Raw genomic sequence first — 19583 nt, 5'->3', positions numbered from 1 at the left:
AAAAAAAAAGAAGAGATTTGACAGAAAACAAATTATGCCAAGAAGAAATTTTAAAAATACAAAGGCGAAAAAAGACAAAAACATAACAAAGTTTACGAAGTCTATCATCGAAGTTTTATTTCAAAATCCGAATAAACCTTTAAATTATAAACAAATTGCAGCAGCTTTAAACCTAACAAATCGAATTGATACAGAATTATTGATTAAGAATTTGAATGTTTTATTAGCTGACAAAAAGATTTCTGAAGTAGAAAGAGGAAAATACAAAATCAATGCAACCAATGATTATATGGTTGGGATTGCGGATTTGACTTCTTCGGGAAGCGCTTATATTATGATTGATGGTCTTGAACAAGATGTCTTTGTACAAAAAGGAAAAACGCGAAATGCCTTAATGGGCGATACGGTTCGCGTATATGTTTATCCAAAAAAACATGCCAATCAATCGAGAGCAGAAGGAGAAATTGTAGAAATTATCGAGCGTAATAAAACTGAATTTACAGGTATTTTCGAGTTAGGAAAGAACGGAAATTTTGGTTTTGTAACGATGCAAAATGGTAACCACGATTTCTTTATTCCGAAAGAGAAAATTAAAAATGCTCAACCAGGAGAAAAAGTTGTGGTTCGATTAACAAATTGGCCAGAAGGTTCTAATTCACCATTTGGTGAAATCACACAAGTTTTGGGTAGTCCAGACGATACGGATGTAGAAATTCATGCAATTTTGTTAGAATATGATTTGCCAGCTCAATTTCCAGAGGAAGTTGAAGAAGAAGCAAATCAGTTGGATACTTCGATAGATGAAGCCGAGGCAGCTCGTCGTAGAGATATGCGAAATATAACGACATTTACAATCGATCCGAAAGATGCAAAAGATTTTGATGATGCTTTATCAATACGAAAATTAGAGAACGGTAACTGGGAAATTGGTGTTCACATTGCTGATGTTACGCATTATGTTCGTCCAGGTTCGTTGATCGAGCAAGAAGCATACAAGCGTGCAACTTCTGTTTATTTGGTGGATAGAGTAGTGCCAATGTTGCCAGAAGTGTTGTCGAATGTTGCGTGTTCTTTGCGTCCAAACGAAGATAAATATACGTTTTCGGGAGTTTTTGAAATGGATGATAATGCGAAGATTGTAAAAACATGGTTTGGTCGGACAGTAACGCATTCGGACAGACGTTTTACTTATGAAGAAGCGCAAGAAATTATCGAAGGAAAAGATGGAGATTTTAAAGATGAAATTTTGACTTTAGATCGTTTAGCAAAAACAATGCGTCAAAAGCGTATGAAATATGGAGCGGTTAATTTTGATAAAGTTGAAGTAAAATTCGATTTAGATCAAACGCATAATCCGCAAGGAATTTTCTTCAAAATTTCGAAAGATTCGAATAAATTGATTGAAGAATTCATGTTATTATGTAACAAAAAAGTTTCTGAATTCATTAGTTTAGATAAACATGGAAAAGAGAATGCGAACACTTATATTTATCGTGTTCACGATGATCCAAATCCAGATAAATTATTAGACTTAAAGAATTTTATTCGCCAATTTGGGTATGAATTAGAGATTGGAGATCGTAAAACAACTATCAATTCTATGAATAAGTTGTTAGCAGAAGTGAAAGGAAAACCAGAAGAAAATATGGTTGAAACTTTGGCAATGCGAACAATGGCGAAAGCAAAATATACAACAGAGAATATAGGACATTACGGTTTAGCGTTCGATTATTACACGCATTTTACATCGCCGATTCGTCGTTATCCAGATATGATTGCGCACCGTTTGTTGCAAGATTATTTAGATGGTAAAAAATCTCCTGCAGCGGCTGTTTACGAAGATAAAGCAAAACATTGTTCATCTCGCGAAAAAATTGCCGCAGAAGCAGAACGTGAGTCAATCAAATACATGCAAGTAAAATACATGGAGCAATTTGTTGGCGAAACGTTTGATGCGTTTATTACAGGCGTACAAGATTATGGAATCTTTGTTGAAATTCCAGAAACGCGTTGCGAAGGTTTGATTCGTTCTCGTGCTATGAAAGGTGATCATTTTGTTTTTGACGAAAAAAATCATGCATTAGTTGGAAAAAGAACTGGCGTGAAGTATCAGCTAGGAAGTCCGGTTAGAATCAAAGTTTTAAATGCAGATTTAATCAAGAAGCAATTAGATTTTGAATTAGTTGATGCTTAATTTTCATATTTTAGACTTATCTTGCAGACCTTAATTATGTTATGGAAATAATATTTTCGGCCATACTAATAGGTTTTTTGTTAAGTACAATTCTTATTGGACCTGTATTTTTCTTACTTATTGAAACCAGTTTGCGTAGAAGTTGGAAAACCGCTGTAGTCCTAGATTTGGGAGTTATTGCAGCTGATATTTTGTGTATTGCAGCAGCCTATTACGGAAGTAAAGATTTTACAGATTATGTGACCAATCATCCAAAGTTTTACCGCATTTATATCATTGCAGGTTTCTTTGTATTGATTTACGGAATTTTTATGTATTTCTCTAAACCAAAGCTACATATAGAAGGCGAAGCGGGATTTGTAAGCAACAATTATTTGAGAACATTTATCAATGGATTCATCATGAATTTGTTGAATATCGGAGTCATTGTTTTTTGGTTTGTAATTGTCTCTTCAATTATGATCCAATATCCAAATCCAAGCAATTTTATGCTTTACATGGGCGTTGTTTTGACGACCTATTTTGTAATAGATTTGGGTAAAATATTTTTGGCAGGAAAACTTCAAAAACGTTTTACCGATCAAAAAGTATTTATGGTGCGAAAAGGAGTTGGTATTTGTCTTTTAGTCTTTGGATTAATCATTATCTTAAAAGGTTTCGGATTCTTTAAAGAAATTGATCAAAAGATAGAGAATCAGCTCATTAATCAAGAACAAACAAGTTAGAAATATAAACTCCCATCAAATTTTTTGATGGGAGTTTTTTTATTTCTACTTTATAAAAATAATCTAATTGATTATTGATATCATGAAAAATAAAATAAATAATTAAGTACAAAATAAGGTTGATAATGATGTAATAAAATATGTATTTTAGCATTAATTACAATTCATAAAACCTGTTTTTTTTATTTCTTCTATCAATTTATCAGGATTAGAAACTCTGAAAATTATTTTTGAATCATATTTAGGATTTTTATGAAGAATTTTAATTCCTTTTTCAAAAAAATCGTTAGATGGAATTATATCTATAATATCTTTTTTTAAAAGGATTATTTTAAAGAAAAACAAATAATTTATTATTAACTTATCTTCATAAATATTTATTTGAGCAAGTAAACTTGACATTCTAATAGAGCCTATTATAAGACCTCCCGATTTTGTATAAAGATTGTTCATATTTTTTTAGGTTAAATTATTGATATTGTGAGAGTGAAGTTTTGAATAAATAATTTTACAGTTAGGAATGCTCTGAAAGGCATATTTTATCGTTTTAAACTGCATATCCAAAGCAGACAAATCTTACTTCAATAACGACTTCCCAGAATCCTTATAATTCCATGTTTTTACTTTCATCAAATCAGCAATTGTAGAGGCAATTTGATTGAGATAAGTTTGTTTCTGTTTGAATTTTTTAGGATTAATCCCATTTCCAATCATCAAAATAAAACCTTCGTCTGATCCAGGAATTTCATCATAATGTTCTGGCCATTGTCTTCCATTTCCACGTCCGTGATCAGTTGTTACAATAATAGTTGTTTGATCTTTATAGAATGGATCGCTTTGTACATAATTCCATAATTCCTCAATCATTCTATCATTGCGATTTATTGAAGTAATATATTGATCGTAATCTTCATCATGTCCGTAATCATCAGCTTCTCCATAACCAATAAAAAGTAATTTTGGCTTTTGATTTTTCATCGCTTCTAACGCAAATTCGTGCGTAAAAATATCAAATCTAGTTGCCCACCATTGTTTTGGTGTTTCTAATTGAAAACGTTCGATAAGCAATTCTCGTTCAGATTTGTTTTGATTAAAACTATCTTGATATCCAGCATTTACAAACAATTTAGAACGTTCTTGATTGAAAATATTTGTATACATTCTCCAGCTTCCAAAAGCCATTACCTTATTGTTTAAATTCTTTTGTTGATTTGCAATTTCAAAAACTGAAACATTAGGATTCGGAATATCTTTGTTATTTTTAATTCGCTCATCATCAGCTTTTCCTGTAATAATTTCGTTGTATCCAGGATAAGACCATAATCTTTTGTTGGTCAAATTAACAAAGTTTTGTTCATCACGATTTCCTAAAATAACTCCTTTGTCTTTAATCGTTTTCCACGTAAATGGCATCAATAATTCGCGACGTTTTATAGAATCTTCTGTCCAATATTTTTCATTAGTTTGAACAATAAGTGAGTTGTATTTTTTATCATTTAAAATTGATTTTTCAACTCCTCGGAAAACTTCTTTCCAACGAACACCATCCAGCGTAACCAAAATAACTTTCGGTTCTTGAGCAAATAAAAAATTTGAGAATAAGGCAAGAATAAGAAATGTATACTTCATGTGATTATAATTTCTTATAAAAATAGGAAAAGCATCGATATGATGCTTTTAAAAGTATTATTTTTCTAATTTATCGACGATTTGTTCATAAATATCTTCGGCACTCAAATTTTGAAAATAATCATAATTTTGAAACTTTTTTGGATCTTTTCCAAAGATAGAAGTTGGACGAATTTTCATCGTTTCGTCTTGTATCACATCATTCATAGATTGACCATAACCTAAAAATCCAGCAAATGGATGCGTTCCACCCCAAATAGAAATTGTGCGTGTTCCCATCAACGAAGCTAAATGCATGTTTGCGCTATCCATAGAAATCATTACTTCTAATTTAGCAATTGCTTGTAATTCTTCTTCAAAAGAGATTGTTCCAGCTAAAGATTTGATGTTAGGATTAAAACTTTCCCACGTTTTTAATTCATCAATTTCAATTTTTCCACCGCCAAATAAATAAATTTTGTACCCATTTTCAGCTAATTTCTTCGCAACGATTTTCATCTTTTCGATGGGATACATTTTACTTGTAAAGGCTGCAAAAGGCGCAATTCCAATTGATTTAGATTCTTTAATCGATTTTGGTTCGATTTTATGCTTTAAATTGACGTTAAAACTAAATTGACGCAAAACATCAGCATAGCGCTCAGTTGTTAATTTTAATTGCTTAAAAACGCGATTTTTTTGATTGACTAAAGCTTTTTTCTCCTCACGACCTTTATCTAAAGTAGCCGTTTCTGTTCCGTTAAGTTTGAATAGAGTTGTAATGACTTTTGATCGGATTACGTTGTGAAAATCAGCTACATAATCAAAATTATATTGTTTTAATTCTTTGTATAATTTGAACAAGCTAAAAAAGCTTTTGTAGTCTTTGTTCAAATCAACCGAAATAAATTTGATTTGAGGAAATTGCTTGAAAATATTTCCCATAAAAGGGCGCGAAGCAACATAAACTTCGATGTTAGGATTTTGTTCAATAAACTCTTGTAAAACAGGAGCAATCATTGTAACATCCCCCAAAGCAGAAAAACGTAAAACTAATAGTTTTTTATGATTCGTTTTCTCCATTATTCCTATTGTTAATTTCTTTTGCAACCATTTTCATTTGCTTTTCAAATTCTTGCTTAGATGCTTCAAAATATTGATCAGAATTTTCGGCATGTTTTGCAATTTTACGCAACGATTTTCGGTCACTTTTTATGAAAATTTCTCCAATTTTAGACGCTTCTTCAGGTGAAAAACCATATTTTATAAGGATTTGTCTACCAACGTAAACAGATGAGAAAAAGTTTTCTCGATAAACTTCGTCTATACCATCTTTCAAATAATTATACGCATAACTACGATTTTTTGCACGAACAATAATTTCTAAATTCGGAAAGTTTTTACGAACAATATAAACTAATTTTTGATTAATTTCTGGCGGATCCAAAGCAGCTACAAAATATTTTGCATGTTCAGCACCAGCCGATTTTAGTAAGTTAACATTTGTTGCATCGCCATAAAAAACATTAAAACCCTGCTTGCGCATTTTCTCTACACGCTCACTATCATTATCCAAAACAATCGATTTTATTCCAGTGCTTTTCAAGACACGACTAATTGTGTTTCCAAAATCACCAAAACCAGCAATAATTATTTCACCTTCTGCTGAATGTGGATTTATTTTATCGTTTTCAATGATTGTTTTTACTTTTGTTTTTACACCAAAATATTTTAGAATTAATTTTTCATTTAAGACTAAAAGTAATGGTGTTATTACCATTGTTATCGCAGTTGTAGCTAACATCAAATCGTACCATTCTTTATTTAGAATATCTAAATTTCGAGTCAATGATAAGATAACGAAAGCAAATTCTCCGACTTGTGATAAAAGCAAAATGAACAACCATTTTTGATCAAAATCAAATTTATGTTTGATTCCAATAAACCATAAAACCAATGATTTTATTAACATTATTCCAAATGTTAATCCAAGAATCATAAAAGGTTTATCTGCAATTAATTTGAAGTTAATCGTTGATCCAACAGCAATAAAAAAGATTCCTAATAATAATGATTTGAATGGCTCAATGTCACTTTCTAATTGATGTTTATATTCGTTATTCGCCAAAACAACACCAGCAATAAATGCTCCCAAGGCAGGAGAAATTCCAACTTTTTGCATCAAAATTGAAACTCCAATGACTAAAAGTAGGGCAGAAGCGGTGTAAATTTCTCGAACTTGTAATTGTCCAACATACTTGAAATAAGGTGTAATAATGTATTTTGCAATCACATAAATAAATGTAATTGCACCAAGAATAACCAAGGTTTTCATGAACGCTGGTCCACCAACTAACAAACTTTTAGAATCATCTCCAATGGACTGAATCAAGGAATCTCCAACTAAAAGTGGAATAATTGCTAAGATTGGAATTACCATAATATCTTGAAACAACAAAACTGAAAAAGTTGATTTACCTATGTTTGTTTTGGTCAATCCTTTTTCGCTAAGTGTTTGCATAATAATGGCTGTTGAAGACATGGTTATTGCAAAAGCTATAGAAAGAGCCAAAGAAAAATCCATTTTCAAGGCAAATATTCCGACTAAAGTTGCAATAATTATTGTTCCCAAAACTTGCATTCCACCAAGGTTGATGATTTTATTTTTCATCTTCCAGAATTCCTTTGGATCAAGTTCTAATCCGACCAAAAAAAGCATCATAACTACACCAAATTCTGTGGCGTGCATAATGTCTGTACCGTCATTGCCAACAAATTTCAGCAGATAAGGTCCAATTAAAACTCCGGCAATTAAATATCCCAAAACCGAACCCATTCCTAATTTTTTGGAAATAGGAACGCAGATTACAGCGGAAAATAGAAAAATAAATGCTTGGCCTAAAAAGTCGTTCATTATTTTATAAGGTTGATTAGATGATGTGTCTAACTATTATTTTGTTTTGATTGAAATGCAATCGCATAAAATTTGAATTGTTTTATCATCGCTAATAATCCATTTGCACGAGTTGGTGATAAAAATTCTGATAAACCAATTTCGTTGATAAAATCTGTATCCGATTCTAAAATATCTTTTGGCGTTTGATGATTATACATTCTCACCAATAGTGCGGCAATTCCTTTTGGTAAAATAGCATTAGAATCAGCTTTAAATTCGATTGTATTACCATCCAATTCTGCATCTAACCAAACAGAAGATTGACAACCTTTTATGATTTTATCATCTGTTTTTGCTTCTTCTGGTAAATTATTTAAGCTTTTTCCTAACTCGATCAAATATTCGTAGCGTTGTTCCCAATCATCAAAAAATGAGAATTCGTCTACTATTTCGTTTTGAATTTCTTTAATTTTCATATGACAAAGTTAGAAAGTTTTTGATAGTTTTTCCTCAAAAAAAGACGTTAAATAGCTTGATTCTTTTAGATTTCTTATTTTTGTGTTTTGATAAATTTCAATTCCCAAAAAATGAAGTACACTTTCATTGTTAATCCTAATTCAGGAAACGCAAAACACGATATTTCGCTCGATTTTTTACAATCAAAATTTGATTCTTCAGACGAAATCGTTTTGAAAGAAACAGCTTATCAATTTCATGCAAAAGAATTGGTGAAGGAGGCGATTGCAGAAAATTCGGATGTTATTGTTGCATGCGGTGGTGATGGGACAATCAATGAAGTGGCGAGTGCTTTGGTGAAAAAAAATATTCCGTTAGGAATAATTTCTGCTGGATCTGGAAATGGTTTGGCAACAAATCTTAATATTCCGAAAGATGCTAACAAAGCGATTGAAATTATCAAATCAAATGCAGTTCATACGATTGATGTTGGCAGAGTAGAGGACAAGTATTTTTTTAGCAATTTAGGTTTTGGGATTGATGCAGAAGTTATAAAAACATATGAAGAAAATCAAAAGCGTACGATTACTGGATATTTTGATGCATCTGTGAAAACGTTGTTGAATTATAAATCGAAATTGTTTCGTCTTTATATAGATGATGTAATTATTGAGAAAAATTTTTATTATCTATTCTGCTCTAATTCTAACATTGCTGGTTATGGAATCTCTTTTACACCGAAAGCTGATTTGTCTGATGGTGAATTGGATTTATTGATGATAGAAGATTTGGATGTTTTCGAGCAATTTTATTTTTCTGTACTGGTTTTAGCCAAAAAGATTGATTTGTTGGACAAAGCAAAGTATCGAAAAGTGAAAAAGTTCAAGATTGAAAGTTTAGATAACAATCCTATTACGTATCAGCTTGATGGAGAGATTCATAATACCGATTCACTTCAAGTAAAAGTTAAGGTCATACCAAATGCTTTAAAAATCATTTTTTAAACTTCAATTATTATTTAATTAGCAATATAAATTATACATTTTCAATAAATTAAAATATTATTAACGTAGTTATAAACGATTTGTTTGTAACCAATTTTATCTTCAATTTTATAATAATACTTGCATTCGTTGTAACTTTGATTAAAATTTTTGCAATGAATACGCCTTATAAAATTTTAGCAATTGATTCTAATCACGAATGTCTAAATAATGGACTTCGTGAAGCAGGGTTTATTGTTGATGAAGATTACACTTCACCCAAAGAAATCATCGAACAAAAGATCAATGAATATGATGGAATGATTGTAAGGAGTAGATTTCCAATTGATAAAGATTTTTTAGCAAAAGCAACGAATTTAAAGTTTATTGGTAGAGTAGGGGCAGGCTTGGAGAATATTGACGAAGAGTTTGCAGCTGATCATAACATTGTTTTATTCAATTCTCCCGAAGGAAACCGAGATTCTGTTGGTGAACATGCGATTGGTATGTTGTTGATGTTGATGCATCATTTGCGCAGAGCTGATAACGAAGTTCGTAATGGAATTTGGAAACGTGAAGAAAATCGTGGTGATGAATTGAAGGGAAAAACGGTTGGAATTATTGGTTATGGAAATATGGGAAATGCTTTTGCGAGACGTTTGCAGGGTTTTGAAGTTAATGTGATTTGTTATGATATTTTGCCAAATAAAGGAAATGAATTTGCGAAGCAAGTTTCGTTAGAAGAAATTTTTGAACAAGCTGATGTTGTAAGTTTACATACGCCGCAAACACCAGAAACGATGCAAATGATTAATGCAGAATTTATTTCTAACTTTAAAAAAACATTTTATTTTGTGAATACAGCGCGTGGTAAATCTGTTGTGACAAAAGATTTGGTTGAAGCAATGAAAACAGGAAAAATTTTAGGAGTAGCTTTAGATGTTTTAGAATTTGAAAAATCGAGTTTTGAGAAATTAGTTGCATCTGATTTACCAGAAGAATTTCAGTATTTAATCCAAGCGGATAATGTTGTTTTGGCGCCACATATTGCAGGTTGGACGCATCAAAGTAAAGTGAAATTAGCAGAGTTTATTCGTGATAAAATAATTGATTGGAAGAATAATCAGTAATGATTAATTGATATAAACTAAAAAGGTTCCGAAACTTCGGAACCTTTTTTCATTTTGTAAGTTTTTTGTAAACTTTATACAAAATAACTGCTACTATAATAACAAGAACGATTTGGAGTAGAATCCAAAGTATAACATTAAATGTTGATTCGCCTGAAATTGATAGCATATATATGTCTCATGTGTTAACTGAATGCTAAAATATAAATTATTTTTAACATTTTGTTAATAATTTAAAAAAAGTTTTATTCATCTTCTAGGTGTGTTAATTGATAACTTATCACATGTCAATAGATAAGTTTTTTTTGCACCCTAAATTTGTATAAAAATAAATTACTATGAATTACCAAATATTTAAATCAGAATCAAGAGGTGGAGGAAATCATGGGTGGTTAGACTCTAAACATTCTTACAGTTTTGCAAATTATTACGATCCAGCTCGTATTCATTTTGGAGCTTTGCGTGTCGTAAATGATGATATAATTACCGGAGGAATGGGATTTGGAAAACATCCTCATGATAATATGGAGATTATTACAATTCCTACAAAAGGAGGAATTTCTCACGAAGATTCAATGGGAACTGGTTCTGTAATTGAGTCTGGGGATGTACAAGTAATGAGCGCTGGTACGGGAGTTTTTCATAGTGAAATGAATGCTTATGAAAACCAAGAAGGACATTTTTTTCAGATTTGGATTATTCCAAATAAAATGAATGTTGAGCCTCGTTATCAACAAATTTCTGTTCGTGAAGTAGCAAAAGAAAATGAATTATATCAAGTTCTTTCTCCAAATGCAGATGATCAAGGAGTTTGGATTCATCAAGATGCATGGATTTTTTTAGGAAATTATACAGAAGATAAACAAGAAACATACAAAGTACAAAAAGAAGGAAATGGTGTTTTCTTTATGGTTGTGGAAGGAGAAGTTGAATTTGATGGAAACAAATTAGGACGAAGAGATGTCATCGAGATTAAAGATACAAACGAGTTTTCGTTTAATGTAGCAAAAGATTCTCGCTTGATGTTAATCGAAGTTCCTATGGATATTTAGAATTTTTTTCAAGTTTTAGTTGTTTTATATATAGAGCAGATTTCAGAAATGGAATTTGCTTTTTTTTTGTTAAAAAAATACCATTATCAACACAAGTATTTAGTATATTTACTGCTTATAAAACTTTAACTCAAAACGTATTAATCTATACTATATGAAACGTTTATTCATCATTGCTTCTTTCGCTTTAATGATTATCAGTTGTAAAAATGATAACATTGAAATTGATTCTACATCTGCGCAAACTTTTAGTGAAACGGTAGACAAAATTTCGAAGGCTTTGCCTGTTATGCAACAAGATAAATTTAAGGAAGCTTTACAGATTATTTTCGAGTATAACACAAGTCAATCAATGGATAATGAATCGCGTTGGGGAATTGTGCGTACGTTGTTAGATGGAAAAACAGTAGATGAGGTTTTTGATATTGCTGAAAAAGTCGCGTTACAAAATAAATTTACATGGAATAGAAATCAAGTTCCTTTGGTGAATGGAATTCCAAAATCAGGTGCAATTGAAACTGTAGAAACGCCTGCTGAACCGACTTCTAATGTACAACGTTTCGATTTTAGTTTAAAACAAGATGATAGTGGAATCTCAATTTCTCCTTTTTTCTACAATGCGCAAGGAGAGGAAATTCAGTTGGATAAAGCTGTAACGGCAACGATAGAAGTGTTTAATTCAGGTAGTATTGTGTACACATTTCGTTCTACAATTGATCCAAATTCTATGGATGATTTGTACAGAAAAAATACAATTAATATTAAATATTCGTCATTAGATGCTTCTAAAATTAAGAGTGATCGATTAGATATTTTGGTTCGAATTCCGAATTCTGAACGATATTTAACGAATCGTAAAGCGGTAAAAGTTCCGTTGAATTTAGTTGGTGCTGCTGAGGTTGTAGATTCTCTTTTGGTTGAAAGTACGCCTGCACATGTAAGTAAAGAAGCTGGAATGGTAAAATCTCTTTCGAATCGTTTTATGACAAATTTATCAAAGAAAAATTATTCTGGTGCTTTTGCGTTGACAAGAAGTGGTGAATGGAATACTTTCCAAAAATTTTCTTCTGATGAATCAATTAAGAATTTAGAGCAAGCAACAATTAATGATGCAAAAGTGTTAGATGCAGACGAAAAAGTTGCATTAGTTGAAGTGAATGCAAATTTAAAAGACCAATCTTCTAAGACATATCAAGTGACTTTAGAAAAGATTAATAATAAATGGTTTGTGGTTAATTTTAAATAATCGTAAACGTATTAAACATAAAAAAAGCGTTCAAAATCTGAACGCTTTTCTTGTTTTATATTGAAATGAATTATTGTCCGTTTGCTTCTTTAGCAGCGTCCGCTTTCATTTTTGCGTTTGCAGTAATTGCAATCTCTACACGACGGTTTTGAGCACGTCCTTCTGCAGTTGTATTATCAGCAATTGGTTCCTCTAAACCTTTTCCTTTCGATGTTAAACGAGAAGAAGCAATACCTTTAGAAACTAAATAATCTTTTACAGACTGTGCGCGTTTTTGAGATAATGGTAAGTTATAATTTTGAGAACCTACGTTATCAGTATGGCCAACAATTAATAAATCTGTATCAGGATATTCGTTGAAAACTTCTACTAATTTATCTAAGTTAGATTTAGCAACAGCAGTTAAAGAAGCTTTGTTATAATCAAAAGTAACTTTAGAGTTTTCATCTAAAATTAAGTTAATCCCTTCTTCAGTTCTTACGACTTCTGCACCTGGTAAAACTTGCTCAATTTTTTGCGCTTGTTTATCCATATTGTTACCAATAACACCACCAGCAGCTCCACCTACAGCAGCTCCAATTACAGCACCTAAAGCAGTGTTACCACCTTTACCGATATTATTACCTAAGATTCCTCCAATAACACCACCAGCAACAGCACCAATACCAGCACCTTTTTGTGTATTGTTTGCATTTTGTACAGCTGTACAAGAAGACATAATAAATGATCCTCCTAATACAATTGCAGCTATTTTAGTATTTATTTTTTTCATAATTTCTAAGTTTTTTAAATTGTTGATTAACGTACGAAGTTATAAATCACTTGTGCAATTTTTCCATTTGCATTGATATCTTGTACCAATTTCATCGAATTTGCATCAACATAATCTACACGCATTTTATATCCTGCTGTATTTTGTTTCGCTTTGATTCCTGTAACATCTTTGAAGATAAAGTAAGTTGTAGAACCATCTTGTTGTAAATCCCAAATAATATTTGTTGTTCCTGAAGGGCAATCTCCGCCAGCGTTATTAAATGTATATGTTCCTTTTTTGTTGTTTTGAACTAAGTTCCATGTAGAACCTTCATAACATTCTGGGTTTGCTGTGTCAAAAACTTTCGCAACTGCATCAGTAACTTTTACATTACCTTGTACCTCGTTTGTTGTTAAACCTTGGTAGTCTACATTTGTCAAAGTCCATGCACCTCTCACTTCTTTACCTGTTTGTATTTCTTGTTTTGCAACGGTTGTAGATGCACAAGAAGTTAAAAATGCTGAAGCGCATATCCCAAATAATAAAATACTTTTTTTCATAGCTATTTATTTTATCTATTATTAATCTTAAAAAACGGCTTCTATAAATTAGATTTAATAAAGTTTTAGAAAAAAAACGACTTCTAATACATCTGATTAGATAATCATTCTTTAAAAACGCTTATTTTAATTTTCAGCTTTAATAATATAGATTAAAGAAGAATATTGACCTGTTTTTTTAGCTTGAGTATTAGACTTCAAACCAATTCTAAGTGCATTGATAAAACCTAACTTATTACCTTTATATTTTTCAGATAGTAGACTCACATAAAATGAATCTAATTTCATCGGGTGGATAGATTCAATTTTCATACCAAAGTTGCTAAATAACTTTCGCATGCTGGTTTCTGTGAAATGCCATAAATGACGAGGTACATCATAAGCTGCCCAATGTTCACCATAATATTTAGCATCATACGATTGGTGGTTTGGAACAGCTATTACTAAGATACCACTTTTTGTTAAATGTTTCTTTAGTTCTGTAATTATTTCTTTAAGATTAGGAATGTGTTCTAAAACATGCCACAAGGTAATCACATCATACTTTTCTGTATTCTGTTCTAATTCTGTAGAAGTAACTTTTTCTATTCCAACTTTTGATTGCGCAATTCGTCTTGCCGAATCATTTGGCTCCATTCCCAAAACATCGTAACCATTTTTTTGTAGATGCTCTAAAAAATCTCCAACGCCGCAACCATAATCTAGAATCTTTTTACCATTGCCAATTTTATTAATCAATTCTAATTTATTATTTAGATTGATTGATTTTGCCATTTGATAAAAACGTTCGAAAATAGATTTCTTTCCATCGGTATGGGAAATGTAATTTTTACTTTCGTAATACTTTCCCAAATTTTCGATAGGTTGGGGGAGAGTATACAAAACTTCAGTTTCTGAATCTTCGTAAATTTCGAACTTTTCTTTTGTTAAAAAATAATCTTTTAAATCTAATTTCTTAATACCAGAAAATCCTTCTTTTGAAGGATTTTCTTGAGATGTTTCACGTGGAACATTTTCCATATTATCTTCCCATGTAAATTAATAATACACTAATATCTGCTGGTGATACACCACTAATTCTTGATGCTTGTGCTACCGTTGCAGGTTTTATTTTTGTTAATTTTTGACGAGCTTCTATCGACATCGAACCAAAGACATGATAATCGATGTCAGCCGGAATTTTTAGATTTTCCAAACGATGCAATTTATCTGCATTCTGTTGTTCTTTCTTAATATAACCTTTGTATTTGATCTGAATTTCTGTTTGTTCTAATTCTTCTTGATCGTATTCATTTGTTTCAATAAATTCTTTTACACGATCTAATTTCGTAAAATCAGAAAGTTTTAACTCAGGACGAGAAATAACCGAAATCATTTTGTTTGGTTGTTTCAAAGGTGTTCCTTCGCGCTCTTCAATTACATCATTTATTTCTTGTGGCTTGATGGAATTTTCTTCGAAATAATTAACAAGTTTTTCAGCTTTGTCAAATTTTTCTTCCATTCTTCTCAAACGATCTTCTGAAGCTAAACCAAGTTCAAAACTTTTTCTTGTCAAACGTTCATCCGCATTATCTTGTCTCAATAAGATACGATATTCTGCACGAGACGTAAACATACGATAAGGTTCTTCTGTACCTTTTGTAATCAAATCGTCGATTAAAACTCCTATATAAGCTTCGTTACGATTTAAGATAAATGGATCTTTTCCTTGAATTTTTAACACAGCATTTATACCCGCCATCAAACCTTGAGAAGCAGCTTCTTCATAACCTGTTGTTCCGTTAATTTGACCAGCGCAATATAAGTTATCAATTAACTTAGTTTCTAGCGTATGTTTTAACTGTGTTGGTGGAAAATAATCGTATTCGATGGCGTAACCTGGACGTAAAATTTTTGCATTTTCAAAACCAGGAACAGAACGTAAAGCTCTTGCTTGAATATCATCTGGCAAAGATGTTGAGAATCCATTTATGTAGAATTCCATCGTGTGCCAACCTTCCGGTTCAGCAAAAATCTGATGACGATCTTTGTCTGCAAAACGATTAATTTTATCTTCGATAGATGGACAATATCTTGGTCCTGTCGATTTAATTGTTCCGTTAAACATTGGAGAACGATCAAAGCCTTCACGCAATAAATCATGAACTTCTTGATTGGTATAAGTAATCCAACAAGAACGTTGTTTCGTTAATTTTTGTGTATTTGTATATGAGAATTTTGAAGGATTTTCATCACCTGGTTGCTCAACCATTTTCGTATAATCGATAGAACGACCATCTACACGTGGAGGAGTTCCTGTTTTCATTCGTCCAGCTTCGAAACCTAAATCAACTAATTGTTCCGTAATTCCGAAAGCAGCAGATTCTCCCATGCGTCCACCTCCAAATTGTTTTTCTCCAATATGAATTAAACCATTCAAAAAAGTACCATTTGTAAGTACAACAGACTTAGAACGAATTTTCATTCCCATGGCTGTAATTACTCCGCAAACTTTACCATTTTCGATGATTAAATTTTTTACCATATCTTGAAAGAAGTCAACATTCTCTGTTCTCTCTAAAGATAAACGCCATTCTTCTGCAAAACGCATACGGTCTGATTGCGCACGTGGCGACCACATCGCTGGACCTTTTGATTGATTCAACATTTTGAATTGAATCGCAGTTTTGTCGGTAATAATACCTGAGTATCCGCCTAAAGCGTCAATCTCGCGAACAATTTGCCCTTTCGCAATTCCACCCATAGCAGGATTACAAGACATTTGTCCGATTGTTTGTAAGTTCATTGTAACAAGAAGCGTTTTTGCTCCTAAATTGGCTGCTGCCGCTGTTGCTTCTGCACCTGCGTGACCACCACCAACTACAATTACATCATATTCTGATTGAAATATCATTTGATTTGTAAACTTATTTTTCTTGTTAAAATAATAAATGTTCCACGTGGAACATTATTGATTTAGATAGCTACTAAACGTTTCTAAATATTGATTTTCTTTAGCAGTCATTAATTCTTTGTCATCTGGTTCTTTGTCCATATAACCAGCAAAATGTAATATCCCATGGATAACAACGCGAGCTAATTCGTTTTCAAAAGAAACATTATTTTGCTCAGCATTATCTTTGATTCGTTCGACGCTAATAAAAATATCACCCATCAATTTATCTTCAATAGAATTATCGAAACCAATAACATCTGTGTAATAATCGTGTTCTAAATATTGTCGATTAATTTGAAGTAAGTATTCATCATCACAGAAAATATAGTTTAAATCTTCTATTGTTTTCCTTTCATTCTTCATACTCTCTACGATCCAATCTATCCAAGTTTGAGCATCTTTTAGCTCAAAATCTGTTTCGTAAAATAATTCTATCATTGTTCTAAAACCAGTAACCTAAACTTAAATTAAATAATCCTTTTTTTGTGTAAGGCGAATAACTCCAAATAAAATTTAAAGGACCTAATGGACTATCGTAGCCATAGGTAATGCCGTACCCAAGATATTTGTAATCTGTTAAACTCAATTGTTCAAATCTATCTGTGATATTTGCTATATTCATAAATAGACTTGTGTAATGATTTTTCAAAATTCGAGCTTGAATATGAGAGCCAAAAAGCAATTGATTGTCGCCAATTGCAGAGCCAAAGGGAAGCCCATAAAACTTAGTGTAATTGAAAAAATCTTGTTCAACATAACCTCCGATATAAAACTTCTGAGGCATTGTTACATTATCGTTGAAAAAGGTTCCAAAGTTAGCAGTAAATCTGTAACTTAGGAAATTATTTAACGGAAAATTTGCCTCTAAACTTGATTCTAACAAATAGTTATTTTCAAACCCAGTTACATTAGAATCAAATAAATACTTGAAACTTCCATCAAATTTTAAACCACTACGCGCAAAATTTGCATTATTTCGATTATCTGCTTTGATATATCCATACGCTTTCCAATAATAACCTTCGGATTTTGCTGGAAATTCCTCATTAGAAGCAATAAAATTATTCGTGAAAACTTTTGTGTATTGATGCTCTAATCCAACGCCAATAGCAAATTTTTCTTTGATAGTCGATTGAATGTAGATTTGATTGATGTATTCTCTAAAGTTATAATTTACTTTTTTGTAGATATTATCCTGGCCAAAGAAGTTTCTTAGATCAATTTCTTTATCAAAATAATGTGAAAAAGAGTTGAAGCCGATACTTGGAAGATATCCATTATCAATGAAAAAATTGATGTTATATCGCGCATAATCACCAACCACAACATCAGCAGAAAGCACCGAGTTTTTGACAAATAAATTCTTTGAAGTGAAGTTTAAAAGTAATCCTGTTTTAAATAAATCATCGTAATGTAATCCAAATCGGATAGATTGTTTGGTCTTATTTTCTTGAACTTTTAACGTTAATAAATTTTCTTCATCGTTAATTTCTGAGATTTTATACGTGATATTATTGAAGTTTCCAGAAGCATATAGTTTTGAAATTCCAGCTTTTAAATCATCATATTTTATAATTTCAGGAGTACGAATTCTTAGCTTACCTTCGATATAATTTGTGTTGAAATTTTTCAATCCTTCAACCTCGATTTCTTTGACCAAAACATAATCATCAAGTTTGATTTCGTTTCGAGTTCTGTTCGAAGCATGCTGTTTTTTTGCAATTTCTTTGAGTTGATCATACACTTTTTCTGAAGCAATAAGTCCGCGATTATAAATAGAATCTACTTCATCAAAACTTGTAACTGCATATTCTTTTAGCTCCGGTTTAATCAATAAATCGACTAATTTTTTCTGTTCATCTGTTTTTTTAACGATACTCATCGTCATAATTTGACTCAAAATATCAATAGCAGAATTTAGATCATCACGTTTTTGTAAACCATCACCCAATTCTACACCGATAATAATATCAGCACCCATATCTTTCACTTCTTTCACAGGGAAATTGTTGACAACACCACCATCAACATATATTTTACCATCAATTGTGACAGGATCTAACATGGTTGGATAAGCGCCCGAAGCCAAAATAACGCGAGGTAAAAATCCTGAACGAAAGACTTTTTCTTCTCCAGTTTCGAGATCAGTTCCAATACAAACAAAAGGCGTTGGAAGTTTATTGAAATCATCAATATCATGAACTGGACGCAATAAATAGGTCAATAAATCAAGCGGACCTTGACCTTTTGAAATGGCATTTGGAATCGTTAATTTGAACTTATCAAAAGGTAATTCTAAGATGTATTTTTCTTTGTATGCTTTCTCGAAAAAAGGAATCTCTGCACGATCTTTATTTTGCGTAATCAATGAAGAAATATCCAATTGATGCATGATTTTCTCGAGTTCGTCAGGTGTATATCCAGCTGCATATAATCCACCGATAATCGCGCCCATACTTGTACCTCCGATGTAATCAATTTTGATTCCCGCTTCTTCAATCTTCTTCAAAGCGCCAACATGTGCATAGCCTTTTGCGCCACCACCACTCAATACAACACCCACTTTTAGACGCGTTGAATCGTTCTTCGCTTCTTGTGCAAAAGAAATGGTCGAAATAATGAAAATGAAAGTAAAAAGACTGCGCATAAATTGATCTAAATTGAAGAATAAAGATAGCAATTTTGAATCTAAGTTGTAGAATTGTTTAACTATTCTACATTATTTTCATAACAACTTAAATAATATGAAAATTTCGAAAAGTTGGAAGAAAAAGCTTTATTTAGTTTTAGAAAAGGTTTTAGTTTTTCTATTTGTGAAACAGAAAGTGGATATGAATCATAAATTTCTGTCGGATAATCATCCTTATTTAAGGTAAAATCATTTAAATAAAAAAGAATCTGTTCAGATGTTATTTCTAATTCGAATTCATTGTTAAGAGAATCGTCAGAATTATTATACTCTTCAATTAATCTAATTATTTTATCCATTTATTTTTTTTAAAATTACAAAAAAAGAGCTACTATTCAGTAACTCTTTTCAATAA

At 31.6% G+C, this 19583-nt stretch carries 18 protein-coding genes; 6 read left to right on the top strand and 12 right to left on the bottom strand.

From position 1 onward, the window contains the following. The first annotated feature begins 34 nt into the window (after positions 1–34). Both rnr and ACTS9J_RS01245 read left to right on the top strand, forming a co-directional pair. Positions 35–2194 carry a ribonuclease R gene (gene rnr / locus ACTS9J_RS01250; RefSeq protein ID WP_448352738.1) on the top strand — a complete coding sequence of 720 codons (2160 nt, stop codon included), beginning with the start codon at positions 35–37 and terminating at the stop codon, positions 2192–2194. A gap of 41 nt (positions 2195–2235) precedes the next feature. Then, entirely contained in the window at positions 2236–2919 is a 684-nt protein-coding gene (locus ACTS9J_RS01245) for a LysE family translocator (protein WP_448352737.1), read from the top strand. 153 nt (positions 2920–3072) lie between these two features. Here the strand turns inward: ACTS9J_RS01245 and ACTS9J_RS01240 are convergent, their stop codons facing one another. From ACTS9J_RS01240 to ACTS9J_RS01220, 5 genes are all read right to left on the bottom strand, one after another. Continuing rightward, the gene (locus ACTS9J_RS01240; RefSeq protein WP_219034088.1) at positions 3073–3372 is read right to left on the bottom strand and encodes a hypothetical protein; all 300 of its coding nucleotides are present in this window, start codon (positions 3370–3372) and stop codon (positions 3073–3075) included. A gap of 123 nt (positions 3373–3495) precedes the next feature. Further along, a complete protein-coding gene (locus tag ACTS9J_RS01235; RefSeq protein WP_219034089.1) occupies positions 3496–4548 on the bottom strand; it encodes an alkaline phosphatase family protein in 1053 nt (350 codons plus the stop codon). 57 nt (positions 4549–4605) lie between these two features. Next, positions 4606–5610 (bottom strand): glycosyltransferase family 9 protein, encoded by a 1005-nt coding sequence (locus tag ACTS9J_RS01230; RefSeq protein WP_219034136.1) that lies wholly within the window; start codon positions 5608–5610, stop codon positions 4606–4608. Beyond that, on the bottom strand, positions 5591–7441 hold the full coding sequence (locus ACTS9J_RS01225; protein WP_219034090.1) for a monovalent cation:proton antiporter-2 (CPA2) family protein: 1851 nt from the start codon (positions 7439–7441) through the stop codon (positions 5591–5593). The genes ACTS9J_RS01230 and ACTS9J_RS01225 overlap by 20 nt, the downstream gene beginning before the upstream one ends. A 29-nt stretch (positions 7442–7470) precedes the next feature. Continuing rightward, entirely contained in the window at positions 7471–7899 is a 429-nt protein-coding gene (locus ACTS9J_RS01220) for a SufE family protein (protein ID WP_219034091.1), read from the bottom strand. 111 nt (positions 7900–8010) lie between these two features. On the opposite strand from ACTS9J_RS01220, the gene ACTS9J_RS01215 reads away from it, so the two are divergent. The 4 genes from ACTS9J_RS01215 (at position 8011) to ACTS9J_RS01200 (ending at position 12290) form a co-directional block, all read left to right on the top strand. Then, the gene (locus tag ACTS9J_RS01215) at positions 8011–8883 is read left to right on the top strand and encodes a diacylglycerol/lipid kinase family protein (protein WP_286495672.1); all 873 of its coding nucleotides are present in this window, start codon (positions 8011–8013) and stop codon (positions 8881–8883) included. A 155-nt stretch (positions 8884–9038) separates the two neighbouring features. Continuing rightward, positions 9039–9992, top strand: coding sequence for a 2-hydroxyacid dehydrogenase (locus ACTS9J_RS01210; protein WP_286495673.1), 954 nt, complete (start codon positions 9039–9041; stop codon positions 9990–9992). Between the two features lie 338 nt (positions 9993–10330). Then, positions 10331–11044, top strand: coding sequence for a pirin family protein (locus tag ACTS9J_RS01205; RefSeq protein WP_114998600.1), 714 nt, complete (start codon positions 10331–10333; stop codon positions 11042–11044). Positions 11045–11198: 154 nt separating this feature from the next. Then, on the top strand, positions 11199–12290 hold the full coding sequence (locus tag ACTS9J_RS01200; protein ID WP_221854014.1) for a hypothetical protein: 1092 nt from the start codon (positions 11199–11201) through the stop codon (positions 12288–12290). Between the two features lie 70 nt (positions 12291–12360). On the opposite strand, the gene ACTS9J_RS01195 is transcribed toward ACTS9J_RS01200, so the two are convergent. The 7 genes from ACTS9J_RS01195 to ACTS9J_RS01165 form a co-directional block, all read right to left on the bottom strand. After that, positions 12361–13062 (bottom strand): OmpA family protein, encoded by a 702-nt coding sequence (locus ACTS9J_RS01195; RefSeq protein ID WP_221854015.1) that lies wholly within the window; start codon positions 13060–13062, stop codon positions 12361–12363. A gap of 26 nt (positions 13063–13088) precedes the next feature. After that, positions 13089–13604: a lipocalin family protein gene (locus tag ACTS9J_RS01190; protein WP_286495675.1), complete on the bottom strand. Its 516-nt coding sequence runs from the start codon at positions 13602–13604 to the stop codon at positions 13089–13091. A gap of 126 nt (positions 13605–13730) precedes the next feature. Continuing rightward, positions 13731–14624, bottom strand: coding sequence for a class I SAM-dependent methyltransferase (locus ACTS9J_RS01185; RefSeq protein ID WP_125349119.1), 894 nt, complete (start codon positions 14622–14624; stop codon positions 13731–13733). Position 14625: 1 nt separating this feature from the next. Next, positions 14626–16497 (bottom strand): tRNA uridine-5-carboxymethylaminomethyl(34) synthesis enzyme MnmG, encoded by a 1872-nt coding sequence (gene mnmG, locus ACTS9J_RS01180; protein ID WP_286495677.1) that lies wholly within the window; start codon positions 16495–16497, stop codon positions 14626–14628. A 54-nt stretch (positions 16498–16551) separates the two neighbouring features. After that, the gene (ybeY, locus tag ACTS9J_RS01175; RefSeq protein WP_219034096.1) at positions 16552–16977 is read right to left on the bottom strand and encodes an rRNA maturation RNase YbeY; all 426 of its coding nucleotides are present in this window, start codon (positions 16975–16977) and stop codon (positions 16552–16554) included. A gap of 4 nt (positions 16978–16981) precedes the next feature. Then, the gene (locus tag ACTS9J_RS01170) at positions 16982–19186 is read right to left on the bottom strand and encodes a patatin-like phospholipase family protein (RefSeq protein WP_291096738.1); all 2205 of its coding nucleotides are present in this window, start codon (positions 19184–19186) and stop codon (positions 16982–16984) included. A 62-nt stretch (positions 19187–19248) separates the two neighbouring features. After that, positions 19249–19527 (bottom strand): DUF7683 domain-containing protein, encoded by a 279-nt coding sequence (locus ACTS9J_RS01165; RefSeq protein ID WP_448352736.1) that lies wholly within the window; start codon positions 19525–19527, stop codon positions 19249–19251. Between the last annotated feature and the right edge of the window lie 56 nt (positions 19528–19583).

It is taken from the genome of Empedobacter sp. ULE_I140 (assembly GCF_053482575.1).
Note: the sequence above shows the minus strand (reverse complement) of the source record. Positions and strands in the feature narration are given on the sequence as shown.